Origin of the sequence: Actinomadura sp. RB99 (genome assembly GCF_014706005.1) — a bacterium.
GTDB lineage: Bacteria > Actinomycetota > Actinomycetes > Streptosporangiales > Streptosporangiaceae > Spirillospora.
Window position 1 is genome coordinate 294,468 of sequence record NZ_JABMCA010000004.1, and the last position, 12,986, is coordinate 307,453.

General features: G+C 70.0%; 14 protein-coding genes. 11 read left to right on the forward strand and 3 right to left on the reverse strand.

Translation table 11 applies throughout. The features are described 5' to 3' along the window. The first annotated feature begins 311 nt into the window (after positions 1–311). On the forward strand, positions 312–1,259 hold the full coding sequence (locus amrb99_RS06330; RefSeq protein WP_190853417.1) for a LysR family transcriptional regulator: 948 nt from the start codon (positions 312–314) through the stop codon (positions 1,257–1,259). A 240-nt stretch (positions 1,260–1,499) separates the two neighbouring features. Here amrb99_RS06330 and amrb99_RS06335 read toward each other — a convergent pair whose 3' ends face one another. Both amrb99_RS06335 and amrb99_RS06340 read right to left on the reverse strand, forming a co-directional pair. Beyond that, entirely contained in the window at positions 1,500–1,937 is a 438-nt protein-coding gene (locus tag amrb99_RS06335; protein WP_241755308.1) for an NAD(P)/FAD-dependent oxidoreductase, read from the reverse strand. Further along, complete coding sequence (locus tag amrb99_RS06340; RefSeq protein ID WP_190853421.1) at positions 1,853–2,071, reverse strand: hypothetical protein; 219 nt, start codon at positions 2,069–2,071, stop codon at positions 1,853–1,855. Before amrb99_RS06340 ends, amrb99_RS06335 begins: the two co-directional genes overlap by 85 nt. 125 nt (positions 2,072–2,196) lie before the next feature. Between amrb99_RS06340 and amrb99_RS06345 the strand changes: the two genes are divergently transcribed. From amrb99_RS06345 to amrb99_RS06390, 10 genes are all read left to right on the forward strand, one after another. Continuing rightward, on the forward strand, positions 2,197–2,544 hold the full coding sequence (locus amrb99_RS06345; protein ID WP_347256554.1) for a BlaI/MecI/CopY family transcriptional regulator: 348 nt from the start codon (positions 2,197–2,199) through the stop codon (positions 2,542–2,544). Next, on the forward strand, positions 2,541–3,425 hold the full coding sequence (locus tag amrb99_RS06350; RefSeq protein WP_190853425.1) for a M56 family metallopeptidase: 885 nt from the start codon (positions 2,541–2,543) through the stop codon (positions 3,423–3,425). Before amrb99_RS06345 ends, amrb99_RS06350 begins: the two co-directional genes overlap by 4 nt. Positions 3,426–3,539: 114 nt before the next feature. Beyond that, positions 3,540–3,887 (forward strand): NADH-quinone oxidoreductase subunit A, encoded by a 348-nt coding sequence (locus tag amrb99_RS06355; protein WP_190853427.1) that lies wholly within the window; start codon positions 3,540–3,542, stop codon positions 3,885–3,887. Further along, positions 3,878–5,542: a hypothetical protein gene (locus tag amrb99_RS06360; protein WP_190853428.1), complete on the forward strand. Its 1,665-nt coding sequence runs from the start codon at positions 3,878–3,880 to the stop codon at positions 5,540–5,542. Before amrb99_RS06355 ends, amrb99_RS06360 begins: the two co-directional genes overlap by 10 nt. A gap of 28 nt (positions 5,543–5,570) precedes the next feature. Continuing rightward, positions 5,571–6,437, forward strand: coding sequence for a complex I subunit 1 family protein (locus amrb99_RS06365; RefSeq protein WP_241755282.1), 867 nt, complete (start codon positions 5,571–5,573; stop codon positions 6,435–6,437). A gap of 10 nt (positions 6,438–6,447) precedes the next feature. Beyond that, on the forward strand, positions 6,448–6,975 hold the full coding sequence (locus amrb99_RS06370; RefSeq protein ID WP_190853432.1) for an NADH-quinone oxidoreductase subunit J: 528 nt from the start codon (positions 6,448–6,450) through the stop codon (positions 6,973–6,975). Next, positions 6,972–7,277, forward strand: coding sequence for an NADH-quinone oxidoreductase subunit NuoK (nuoK, locus tag amrb99_RS06375; RefSeq protein WP_190853434.1), 306 nt, complete (start codon positions 6,972–6,974; stop codon positions 7,275–7,277). Before amrb99_RS06370 ends, nuoK begins: the two co-directional genes overlap by 4 nt. Continuing rightward, the gene (locus tag amrb99_RS06380) at positions 7,274–9,148 is read left to right on the forward strand and encodes a proton-conducting transporter membrane subunit (RefSeq protein WP_190853436.1); all 1,875 of its coding nucleotides are present in this window, start codon (positions 7,274–7,276) and stop codon (positions 9,146–9,148) included. Before nuoK ends, amrb99_RS06380 begins: the two co-directional genes overlap by 4 nt. Then, the gene (locus tag amrb99_RS06385; protein WP_347256555.1) at positions 9,145–10,644 is read left to right on the forward strand and encodes an NADH-quinone oxidoreductase subunit M; all 1,500 of its coding nucleotides are present in this window, start codon (positions 9,145–9,147) and stop codon (positions 10,642–10,644) included. Before amrb99_RS06380 ends, amrb99_RS06385 begins: the two co-directional genes overlap by 4 nt. After that, on the forward strand, positions 10,644–12,026 hold the full coding sequence (locus tag amrb99_RS06390; protein ID WP_190853487.1) for an NADH-quinone oxidoreductase subunit N: 1,383 nt from the start codon (positions 10,644–10,646) through the stop codon (positions 12,024–12,026). The genes amrb99_RS06385 and amrb99_RS06390 overlap by 1 nt, the downstream gene beginning before the upstream one ends. A gap of 64 nt (positions 12,027–12,090) precedes the next feature. On the opposite strand, the gene amrb99_RS06395 is transcribed toward amrb99_RS06390, so the two are convergent. Further along, a partial coding sequence (locus amrb99_RS06395; protein WP_190853438.1) for an MFS transporter occupies positions 12,091–12,986 on the reverse strand: 896 nt, incomplete at its 5' end.

Genomic DNA, 12,986 nt, shown 5'->3' on the forward strand with positions numbered 1-12,986 from the left:
AACGAGGGCGCCCACGATCAGGCTCGCCGACGAGAGCAAGGAGACGCTGGCAGGGCTGGAGCGCAGGACGCTGATCACGATCAGGCCGAAGGCGCCGAACCCGAGACCGGAACCGTACGCGCTGACGGCGTATGCGGCCCACAGCCATCCGAACTGCCGGCCGAGCTTCCTGCGTGCCACGTCGTTCCTCCACCAAGTGCGTCCACAACCCTTAGTTCTGCTCGCCCATGCAATCTCGGGCTGAGAGGTGGGTGGTAACAACCGATCTGGCGGCGCGCCACAACGGTGCGTTGTGTCAGTACCGTGGTCCCGTGGATCTCAACGCTGTACGAACCTTCCTCAAGGTCTCTTCGGAAGGACAATTCCAGGGCGCGGCTGATGAGCTTGGCATCACGCAGCAGGCGGTCTCGAAGCGCATTGGCGCGCTCGAGCGCGAACTCGGCGTGGTTCTCTTCGCTCGCGGGCCTCGCGGCGCCACATTGACGGTCGACGGCCAGGCGTTCCTGCCGCACGCCCGCGGGCTGCTCCAGGCCGAGGATCGCGCCCTCGCGTCGGTGGTGCCGGGGCGCCGCGCCCTCCGGGTCGACGTGCGGAACCGGCGAACCGCGCCGGCGACTCTGCTGCACGCCTTCTACCAGCAACACGGTGACCTTGCCCTCGACGTCGTCGCGCTCCCGGATCTCAACCTCGGGGCAGCGCCGGCCGCCGTCGCGAGCGGCACCGTCGATGCCACCTTCCGCGGCCTCACCGACCCGAAGAAGCAGCTCGCAGGCACGGGGCTCTCCAGCGCCCTGGTCATCGAGGACCGCCACGAGCTGCTGGTCGGCCCGAAGCACCCGCTTGCCGACGCACCATCAGTGACTCCGAGCCAGCTCGCCGACCACCCGATATGGATGCCGGGCCTGCCCAGCGGGGACGAAGTCGCGGCCTACTACGACGAACTCGCCGCCACCTTCGGGCTCACCATCGATGTCCTCGGCCCCGCTTTCGGAGCCGAGGTCCTGCTGACCGAGATCGCCGAGTCGGCGGCACTCGCGAACCTCATCGGCGAACGCTCCCGCTATCTCTGGCCCGCCCATTACAACCTTCGACGCATCCCGATCGTCGACCCCACGCCAGTCTTCCCACTCTGGGTCATCTGGCGCACTGACAACCGGAAGCCCGATCTGGCCGAGCTGCTCACCTACCTGGAAGCCGACTTCGCTGGCCGACAAGGCAGCGACAGGTGGCGCCCGTCCTGGGCGCGCGACGATCACTAGTTCGGGCTGCTGCATATTTGGCTAGCGACTGCGACGCCGTCGCTCTGTCAAAGTTCCCGGCCCACCCTCATCTGTGATGAGCCCTATTGCAGCCACCGCACGTACATCTCCACATGCGCAGGCCGTACTGCCAAGGGGGCCAGGCGCCGTTCGGCACACCAGGCCGTTCACGAATGGTGCTGACCTCACTGAACATCGAACCCTGAAGATGGCTTCACGTGCTATCTGATCACTTCCCGGCTACCCCGCTGCTGCAGCCCGCAGCCTGTCCCAGACCTGGTCGGCGGCGGTCGGTTCGCCGTTCGAGCAGATGGTGACGGTGCAACCCGGCCGGGCCAGCATGATGGCGAGGTTAGTGGCCTCGTCATCGCCGCCGATTACCGCGACGGGTTGATCGCGCATCTCCCAACCGTGGCAGTACGGGCAGTGGAAGACGCTCTTACCCCCGAGCTCGGCCAGGCCGGGTATCGGCGGGAGCTCGTCGATGACTCCTGTGGCGAGCGACAGCCATCGTGCAGAGGTGGACGATCCGTCGGCGAGGTCCACCTCGAATCCTTTGTCGGTGGCCCAGGCGTCGACGACGACGGCATCGCTCAGCCGGACGCTCGGGCAAGCGGCCAGTTCGGCACGAGTGATACGGCGGAGTTCGGCGGGGCCGGCGCCGCCTCTGGAGAGCAGCCCGTGGGCCGCGCCGGACGCGTCGTTCCGGGATGGCCGGCGTCGATGAGGAGTACGTCCCGGCGGACGCTGCCCAGCATGAGCGCCGCGTTCGTCCCGGCCGGGCCGCCGCCGATGATGATCGCGTCGCGCATCGCCTTCCTCCATCCCCGTCAACTACGGATACGTAGTTGATACTATGCCGACATAGTAGATGATGCGTTCTGCGGTATCGTCAGATACGACGGATGCGTAGTAGATCGAACGGAGGGCCCCGGCGGTGCTCGGAAGTCTCGAGTCCCAGATCATGGAGGTCTTCTGGACGGCACGGAGACCCTTGACCGTCCGGGAGACCCTGGATCTCCTCAACGCGGATCGGACCCCGCCGCTCGCCTACACGACGGTCCTGACGGTCATGAGCCGGCTGGCAGAGAAGGGCGCGCTGGTCCGGAAGGCACAAGGACGCGGGCACACCTACGCCCCGGCCGCTGAAGACGAGGCGGCGCTAGCCGTTCAAGGCGTTCTGCGCACCTACGGTGACGCGGCGGTCAGCCACTTCCTCGACCAGGCCGCCACCGACCCGGATCTGCGAAAGCGACTGCAGGCGCTATTGGAGAAGGATTCATGACGCGCCGCGTCGCCGAAACCGGCAATCGGGCGTTCTGGACGCTGGTCGGTGCCTCGTCGGCGCTTCGTACTGCCGCTTTCCACGGTGTCTGCTGCCTGGCCATGGTCGTCATGGCCGCGGTGCGGGACGGTGGGATCGCCGCCTTGTGGACGTCCCGTCTCGACCTCCTACCGGGTGTGCTGGTCCTCGTCATTACGGGGATCGGCATGGCGAAGGGGGCGTGGTCGCTGGGACGGTCGTTGCGGCACACCTCGCGCTTCGTCCGGACGGTGCGTCGCCGTCGAATCCCGGCGCCTGCCGAGTTGCAGGCCGCGGCCGATCGGACCGGCATCGGCGCACGGATCCGCGTGGTCGCCGCTTCGCGCCCGTTCGCGCTCACCTATGGCCTTCACCGTCCGCGGGTCCTGGTCAGCACCGGGCTGCTCGAGGCCTTGAGCGAGGACGAACTCGACGCCGTTCTCGTCCATGAGCACGCCCATGTCCGCAACCACGACCCGCTCAAGAACCTGTTCGCCCGTGTGATCCCCGCTCGGCACTTCTACCTGCCAGGGATGGCATGGTTGCGGCAGCGCTTCACCATGGGACGCGAGCTCGCCGCTGATCGGAGCGCCGTCGCCCACCGGGGTACGGCGGCTCTCGCCGGCTCGCTGCTCAAGGTGTCCGAGGGACCAGCGTGGGTCCGATCGGTGCCCGCGGCGGCCATGGCCAGCGACGAGCTGCTCGCGGTGCGCATAGTCCAGCTCGAGACCGGCATGGAACCCCCGATGCCGAAAGCCGGCCGGAAGGCGCGGGCGGCTGCCGCCGCTGTCGCGCTGGCCTTCGTCACCGCGTGCGGCTGGTCGGCGTTCGTCATCGCTCACTCGATGCCCGGCTGCAAGTAGCGGTGCTGGTTCATCCGGTTCTCCGGAGCGTCCTGCACCGCCCTGTTCGCCAACAACGCCGAGGTGAGGCATGATCTCCTACTAAGTGTAGGAGATCATAACGGGGGCGTCGGGATGCAGCCGTACGTGGCGGTGCTCGCCTTGCTGGGCTTGCTGGCGGCCGTGATCGTGGCGGTCTATGCCCTCTCGTTCGCCTTCGCACCGGCGGGCTCCATCTGTAGTGGACCGTTCCTATCCGGCGGACGCCCCCGGGAGCACGCTTTGTCGCGGTATCACGTGCGCTGGTACGTGGTGACGATGGTCTTCCTGGCCTTCGACATGGAGATGGTGTTCATGTATCCGTGGGCGCTGGTCGTCGCCTCGGTGGGCGCGAAGGCCGTGGTCGAGATGTTCGCATTCCTCGGCCTCCTCATGGCCGGGGTGCTGTACGTGTGGCGTGAAGGGGCCTTCCGATGGGCCTGAGAGCACGTCTCCTCCGCTTCGCCACCGCACGGCCGCCCGTCTTCCTGATCACCTCACCCGGCGGAGCGCGCGCACGGCTGCTTATCGAGGCCGAACTCCGGCGCAGGGGCGGACGGATCGCCGCATCGCCCGCGGCGGCCGCGATCCTCGTCGTCTGCGGACGGCCGGGCCCGGAACTGGCGGACGCCGTGAACGTGGTCTGGAACGAGATGCCGGGACCGAGGTCCCGTGTCCGGCTGGACGGGACCGCGTCGGACGCGGAGGTGACGGCTGAGCTCGACCGGGCCACCGCGGAACTCGCGGACGTGGCAGTGCAGTCGGCGGACGCCGAGGAACGGCGGGCGCAAGGCCCTTGGTCGCCGAGCGGCGGCGACGAGATGGCCGAGCATGGCGAGCACATGTCCGGTGGGCACCAGCACGGGCACATGCCGTCGAGCGGCTCGGATGACCACGGTTCCATGGGGCACGGCGGCGAAGGTCACGACATGGACCATGACCACGCCGAGCACTCCCAGCACTCAGGCCAGGGCGAAGGCCTGTCCGCCGCAGCTGCCGACGAAGACGAGCCCATGAACCACGGCGGTGGCCATGCAGGCCATGGGGCCATGCACGGTCAATCACACGACGGGTCCGAGCACAGCGGCCACAGCAGCGCCTCCTCGTCGAAGCACGAGAAGGCAGCGGCTCACGACGAGCACACGGGACACGGCCACGTGCAACACACTGGCCATTCTGAGGGGCCGCCGTTGGAGGAGTCGGGCGACGAAGACCACGGCGAACACCTGAACCACGGCGGCGGACATGCAGGCCACGGCGGCGGGCATGGCGGGCACGGTGGCGGACACGCCGGGCACAGCGGTCATGGGGGCGGGCACGGGGGTCATGACCATCACATGGGCGCGCCGATGGGGCTGGCCATGGCGGATCGGATGGACGACCGGGACGGCCTGAAACTGGACGTGCTCCACATCCCCCTTGGCCCGGCCCTCAAGGATTGGCCAGCCGGTCTCGTGCTCCGGCTGGCCGTGCAGGGCGATGTCGTCCAGGCCGCGCAGGTCGCGGTGGCCGGCGGCGCCGACGAGGTCTCGCCGTTCTGGGACGAACCACGGCGGCGCGCCGCCGCTGGCGAGCAGGTGACCGTGGGAGAAGCGGAACGGCGCCGGGCGGCTCACCGGCTCGACAGCGTGAGTCGGCTCCTGTCCGTGGCGGGCTGGGAGAGCGGTGCGGACCAGGCCCGCGCGCTGCGCGACCAGGTGCTCGCAGGTAAGTCCACTTCCGAAGCGGCCCCGCGGTTCACCAAGTTCGCGAGCCGCGCCCGCAAGGCAAGGATCCTGCGTTGGATGCTCAAGGGCGTCGGCGAGGTCGACCAGGCGGTGGCCGATCGTCACGGTCTGGAGGCGGGGCAGGTCGGGGACGCATCGGCCCGGCTGGCGGGTTGGCTGGACGAGATCGGCGAGGCGATCGTGCAGATGGACGAATCCGCGTACCTCGATGGGACGAGCGTTCCGGCGAGAGGGCGGGCGGCCGAGGCCGTCCTGGCCGCGCTCCCCGAGTTGCTGGCCGGAGCCGAGTTGGCGGCGGCGCGCTTGACGGTCGCGAGTCTGGATCCGGATCTGGAACAGCTCGCCATGCCGGCGGGGGTCGCCGATGAGTGAGACGGCACCCGTCTGGGGGGTTGCGGCGTTGCCGTTCGTTCTGGCGGTCCTGACCTACTCGGCCGCCGCGATGGACGCCGTGTTCCGTACCGGCGGCGGGCTGGTCGCCCCGTTGCGGGAAGGCGCCCGGCTACTCGTCCAGCAGCGACGCAGGACGCACGCGCCCGACGTTCTGCTGGTGCGGATCGGCGTGCTCAGCCTTCCGACCGCGGCATTGCTGGCGGCGATGGTGATCCCGCTCGGCGACCGCGCGGTGTGGGACCTGCCGGTCGGGGTGGTGTGGTTCAACGCGATGGAGGTCGTCGCCTGGGCTTCGCTCTGGCTGGCAGGTTGGGGCGTCAACTCGGCGTTCCCGCTGGTCGGCGGCTACCGGTTCGTGGCGCAGGGGCTGGCGTACGAGCTGCCGCACATGTTCGCCCTCATCACGGCCGCGCTCGGCGCCGGGTCGCTGGACTTCCGCGAGGTCGCGGGCGCGCAGGACGGGCTGTGGTTCGGCGTGTGGATGCCGGTCGCGTTCGCCGTCTACCTGCTGTCGGCGCTCGCGATGACGTTCTGGGGCCCGATGGAGCATCCGCTGGCGGACGATCTGGCCGGCGGGGTCGTGGCCGAGCTGTCGGGGCCGGACAGGCTGATGTTCTTCGCCGGACGGTCCGCCATGCTGACCGTCGCGGCGGCGGCAGCGGTGCCGCTGTTCCTCGGCGGGGACGGCGGGCCGTGGCTGCCGGGCTGGGCGTGGTCGCTGGTCAAGACGTACGCGGTGCTGGCCCTGCTGGTGTGGGTCCGGGGGCGGTTCCCGATGATCCGGATGGACCGGTTCATGGAGCCGGCCTGGATGGTCATGATCCCCGCGACGCTGCTGCAGGCGCTGGTCGTCGGAATCGTCGTCATCGACTGAGGGAGGTGAGATGCAGACCGTTGCGTTCTGGGTCCTGGCGGTCGCGGCCGTCGGTTTCGGCGTGGCCGTGTTCGTCGTCGACTCGATGGCGCGGGCGACGTTCGCGCTGCTGGCCTCGTTCCTGTGCGTCGGGGTGGAGCTGCTGCTGCTCGACCTGAAGTACCTGGGCGTCCTGGTGATCCTCATGATGATCATGGAGATGCTGGTGATGGCCGTCTTCATGATCATGTACATGATGAACCCGGGCGGCCTCATGCCGATGACGATGGTGCACAACAACCGCGGAGCGATCGCCATCTCCGCCGTCGTCTTCGCCTCGATGGCGGTCGGGATCTTCCTCACGCCGTGGCCGAAGCGGCAGGGGACGGTCCCGCGTGACCCGACCTTCTCCGTTGGCCAGGCGATCATGGGGCCGAAGATGCTGGTGATGATGGTGATCGGCATCGCCATCCTCGCCACGATGATCGCCTCGGTGGTGCTGGCCACCGACCGGGGACGCTACGACCGGCCGTCCGAGCGCAAGGACGGTGCGAAGTGAATCTCGAGGTCTTCCTGCTGCTCGCCGCCGCCCTGTTCTCGGTCGGCCTGTACGGGGCGCTCTCTCAGCAGTCGATCGTCATGCTGATGATGGGCCTCGAACTCATGATCAACGGGCTGCTGGTCGCGGGCGGCGCGTTCTGGTTCTACATCGCTCCCGGGACGGCGGACGGGCAGGTGCTGCTGCTCGTCGCCGTGACCGTGATGGCGTTGGAGATGGCGATGGGATTCGCGGTGGTCACGGCCCTGTTCCGGGCCCGTGACGCCGACATGACCGATGAGGCCGGGGACCTGAAGGGATGAGCGTCCTCGCCTGGCTCCTGCCTGCCATCCCCATCGTCACCGGCGCGCTGCTGCTCGCGGGTCGGTTCACCGTCGGACGCCGCCTGGACCGGTTCGCGCCGGTCGCAGCGGTAACGGCCGCCGTCGCAACGCTGGGCGTCGCAATCGCGGCGGCCGTCACACGTCCCGAAGTGCGTTTCCCGTTGTTCGATCGGCTGCCCGCGGGCATGGCGGTGGACGGCCTTTCCGCGGCCCTCGTCGTCACGGTCTCGACGGTGAGTCTCGCCGTGCTGGTGTTCTCCGCCGGGGAGTTCGGCGCGGCCGAGTCGCGGGCGCGCTTCTTCGGGCTGATGCTGCTGTTCACCGGCGCCATGCTGGTCACGGTCACCGCGACCGACCTGGCCGTCCTGCTGATGGGCTGGGAGGTCATGGGCGCGATGTCGTACGCGCTCATCGGTTTCTGGTGGCGCGACCCCGAACGCGTCGGTTCCGCGGACGTTTCTTTCATCACCACCCGCGCGGGCGACCTCGGGCTCTACTTCGCCGCCGGGGCGGCCCTCATCGGCACAGGCTCGCTGAACCTCGACGGCCTGGCCGGCGCGGGCGGGCGTTGGCCGCACTTCATCGCCGCCGGCGTCGTCATAGCCGCGCTGGGCAAGTCGGCGCAACTGCCGTTCTCGTTCTGGCTGTCGCGGGCGATGGCAGGTCCGAGCCCGGTGTCGGCGCTGTTGCACTCGGCCACCATGGTCGCCGCCGGCGCCTACCTGCTGCTTCGCCTGCAACCGCTGCTGGACGCGACGGGCTGGGCGGCGACGCTGGTCGCGTGGATGGGTGCGCTGACCGCACTGCTCCTCGGCGCGGTCGCCGTCGCCCAACGCGACCTGAAGCAGCTGCTCGCGGCATCGACGTGCGCGCAGATCGGGTTCATGGTGCTCGCAGCCGGAGCCGGGACGGTCTCGGGCGGCGCCGCTCAGCTCGTGGCGCACGCCGCGGTGAAGAGCCTGCTGTTCCTCGGTGCGGGTGCGTGGCTGACCGCCCTCGGCACCAAGGACCTGCGCGAACTCCACGGCGCGGCGCGCCGGTACCGGCTGGTCGGCATCACCTTCGCCATCGGGATGCTGGCCCTTGCCGGGGTGCCGCCGTTGTCGCTGTGGGCCACCAAGGACGCCGTCCTGGGTGCCGCGCTGGAGGACTCCCCCGCGCTTTACGCGGTCGGCCTCGCGGCAGGTCTGCTGTCTGCAGCCTACGCGGCGCGCGCGCTCGTCGCGGTGTGCCGTCCGATGGACTCGGCAACGCGTCAGGACACCGAACAAACCGGTGCTCGGCATGTCAGCCAGCTGGAACGGCTGCCACTACCTGTACTTGCCGCTGGTTCGCTTGTCCTCGGCGTCCTCGCGCTGCCGCCGCTTGACGATTCGTGGCGACGCCTCCTCGGCAACGGCGGAGAGCCGTCACCGAGTGCCGCCGAACTCGCCGCCTCCGGCTCGCTCGCCGTACTCGTCGCCGTGCTGACCTGGGCCCTCATGCGCCGCGAGGCGAGCCTCCGGGCCGCGTGGACCGCCCCGGCCCTGCACTGGCTCCACCTCGAACAGATGGCCGAACTGCTCATCGCGCGGCCGGTGTTCGCGCTGGCCACCGTCCTCGCCCGGTTCGACGACCGCGTCATCGACGGCGGTGTCCGAGCCGTCGCGGCGACCGGGCGCCTCGCCGCCGCCCTCGCCGGGCGCCGATTCGAGATCCGGGTGGACGGGCTCGTCACCCTGGTCGGCCGCGGCACCCGCTACCTCGCCGCGCTCGCGCGCCGCCCGCAGACCGGGCAGGTGCACACCTACTACGCGCAGGCCGCGGTCCTGTTCGCCGTCCTCATCATCATCGTCCTCGTAGTCAGGTGAACGTGCTCTCCCTGGTGATCTTCCTTCCCCTCGCCGTCGCCGCAGGGCTCTACGCCGTTCCCCGGCTCGGCGACCGCGCTGTGACCTGGACCTGGACCATCGCGGCCGCCGTGGACTTCGCGCTAGTCGTCGCCATGTGGGCCGGGCGCGGGAACCGCGACGGCATCTCCTATGAGGAGAACGCGCGCTGGATCCCGTCCGTGCGGGCCGGCTACCACATCGGCGTCGACGGCCTGTCGCTGCCGCTGCTGGCGCTGACCTCGCTGCTGTTCCTGGCGTGCGCGGTCTACTCGCTGCGCCAGACGCAGCAGACGCGGGCGTTCGCGGCGCTGTTCCTGTTCCTGCAGACGGTGTCGCTGGGCCTGTTCGCGGCGCTGGACCTGCTGCTCTTCTTCGTCTTCTTCGACCTGTCCATCGTCGGCATGTACTTCGTCATCGCCGGCTGGGGACACGGCGACAGGATGCGGTCGGCGCTGAAGTTCTTCCTCTACACCTTCCTCGGCTCGCTCGTCCTGCTGCTGGGCTTCATCGGGCTCTACCTGGGCGCGGACCCGCACACCTTCGACATGGTCGAGCTGACCCGCACCCCGGCGCTCGCCGGCTCGCCGGGGCTCGCAGGACTGGTCCTGCTGGCCATCGGCATCGGCCTGGCGATCAAGACGCCGGTCTTCCCGTTCCACACCTGGCTGCCGCCCGCGCACACCGACGCGCCCGCGGCCGGGTCAGCCATCCTGGCCGGGATCCTGCTGAAGATGGGCACCTACGGCCTCGTCCGCATCGCGATGCCGATGCTGCCGGACGCCTGGCGCCGGTACGCCTGGGTGATCATCATTCTCGGGCTCATCAGCGTGCTGTACGGGGCGCTGGTCGCGTACGCACAGGAGGACCTCAAGCGGCTGATCGCCTACACCTCGGTCAACCACATGGGGTACATCGTCGTGGCGCTCGGCGCCGCCGGCGTCCTCGGCGACCAAGCCGCTCGGCGCCTCGCGGTGACCGGCGCGGTCACCCAAATGGTGAGCCACGGCCTCATCACCGGCGCGCTGTTCCTGCTATCCGGCGTCCTGTACGACCGAGCGCAGAGCTACGACATGGGACGCTTCGGCAGGCTCGCCGCCCGCGCCCCCGTCTTCTCCGGCCTCGTGGCCGTCGGCGCGTTCGCCTCGCTCGGGCTGCCCGGCCTGTCCGGCTTCATCGCCGAGTTCCAGATCTTCACCGGCGTCATCGGCAGCGGCGGCACCGGCCTCGTCGTCGTGGGCGCACTGGCGGTCCTCGGCATCCTCATCACCGCGGCGCTGTTCCTGCGGCTGCTCCACCGCGCCGTCCTCGGCCCGCCCGGCGAACTCACCTCGCTGGTCACCGACGCGCGCCGCAGCGAGTTCGGCGCCGTAGCGCCGCTGCTGGTGCTGTCGGCCGTCATCGGCGTGGCACCGCGGTTCCTGCTAGACGCGATCGAGCCGTTCTCGTCCACCGTCGTCTCGCTGGTGGCACGATGATGCGCGAGAATCCGGCAGACCTGCTGCCGGAGCTGTTCGTCCTCGGCGCGGCCGTGGGCGGGCTCCTCGCCGGATCGTTCCTGCCGCGCGCCCGCCAATGGATCGTCGCCGTCCTGTCCATCGCGGGCTTGGCGGCGGGGATCGCGGCCGCCGTCGTCGCCTCGCGCCGCACGGACATGATGACGTTCGACGCGTTCATGCTCGACCCGGTCACGCACGTGACGCGCATCGTCGTCCTAGCGGCGACGCTGCTGATCATCGTGCTCGCCGTCGGGCCGATGCGCGGCCACCGCCGGGAGAGCGAGTTCTACGTGCTCATCCTCCTGGCCGCGCTCGGCACCGTCGCGCTGGGAGCCGCGTCCGACCTGCTGGTACTGGTGGCCGCCTACCTCCTCGCCAGCATCCCCGGGTACGCACTCGCAGGGTTCGGCAAGGACGCGCCCGGCACGGAGGCGGGCCTGAAGTACTACCTCATGGGCGCGTTCCTGGGCATCCTCATGCTCGCCGGCGTCACGCTCCTGTACGGCCTCGGCCGCGGCACCGCCTACGAGACGCTCCGCTCCGGACTCGCGACCGCCCCGGACGGCGCGGTCATGGCAGGCGTCGTCCTGCTCCTCGCCGGCCTCATGTTCAAAGCCGGCGCGGTGCCCGCGCACTTCTGGGTCCCGGACGTCACCGAGGGCGCTCCACCGGTGGTCGCCGCGTTCGTCACGACCGTCCCGAAGATCGGTGCGTTCGCCGCGCTCTACCGCTTCGCTGTCGAGGCCCTTCCCGCCGGCACGGACGACTGGCCGCTGCTCATCGCGGTCATCGCCGCCATCACGATGACATTAGGGAACCTCGCGGCCTTCGCCCAGGACAACGTCCGTCGGCTGCTCGCCTACTCCACCATCAGCCAGGCCGGATACCTGCTCCTGCCCATCGCCGTGGCCGGCCGCACCGACCTCGCCAAGCCCGCGGTGCTGTTCTATCTCGCCGCGTACGCGGTCACGAATCTCGGCGCGTTCGCCGTGGTCATCGCCGTTGGCCGCGACGGCATCAGGGAATATGCGGGGCTCGCGCGACGCTCCCGGCTGCTGGCAGTCTCGCTGGTCGTCTGCCTCCTCGGCCTGGTGGGCACCCCGCCCACCGCCGTGTTCGTCGGCAAGCTGCTCATGTTCGGCGCGGCGTTGGACGGCCACTACGTATGGCTGGCCGCGGTCGCCGCCGTCAACTCCGTAGCCAGCGTCTTCTACTACCTGCGCTGGATCGTCCCGGCCTTCGCCCGCGAGCCTCACACCGGCGGGAACCTCGACCGCACAGCCCAGTGGACGGCCTACGCAACGGCCGCCGGCTCCATCGCCCTCGGCATCGCCAGCGGCGTCGCCCTCAGCATCGGCTGACCCATCGGGACATGGCCGTGCCGTCCGGACCGAGACCCGGACGGCACGGCCTCACTACAGCCGGTCATGCTCGAACCTCCTCCTTGACGTCCCCCTGCGCGCCGGTCGCTGCGGCCGGAGTCCGCAGCGTGACCACGGCAAGAACGGCGCCCGCCAGGGCGACGACCGCGGCGCCGATGAAGGCCGCCTGGAAACCGTCGGTCAGGCTCGGTAGATCACCGAGCTTCCCGGCGCCCTGCGAGGTGGCGATGGCGGTCATCACCGCGAGGCCGATCGCCGACCCCACCTGGTAGGTGGTGTTGACGATCCCGGACGCCAGCCCGCCCTGCTCCGGCGCGACGCCGCCGATCGCGGCCATCGTGGCGGGGATGAACACCAGCGACATCCCGACGGCGGAGACCAGCGAGCCCGGCAGCACGTCGGTGAGGAACCCTCCGCTGGCGTCGATGGTGGACAGCACCAGCAGACCTCCGGCGAGAACGACCAGTCCGGTGACGATGAGCGGCTTGGTCCCGAACCGGGCGATGAGCCGCCCGGTGACGCCGACCATCAGCACCATCATCAGCGCGGTCATCGGCAGCAGCGCCGCACCGCTGGGGAACGCCCCGTACCCGAGCACCTGCTGCAGGTAGAGGTTCAGGAAGTACCACATCGGGATCCACGCGGCTCCCAGCAGCGCCATCGCCGCGTTCGCCCCGGCCAGGTTCGGAGTGCGCCACACCGACAGCGGCATCAGCGGGCCGCGCACGATCCGCTGCCACGCCACGAACAGCGCCAGCAGCAGGACCGCGCCGCCGAGCTGCAGGACGGTCGACGTGGAACCCCAGCCACGCTCGGGAGCCTGGACGATCGCGTACACGGCGAGGCCGAGCCCGGCCGTGACCGCCGCGGCCCCGGCGACGTCGAGCCCGGCGCGGCGGCCGGGCACCGCGGGCAGGACGGCCGGGACCGTCGCCAGCG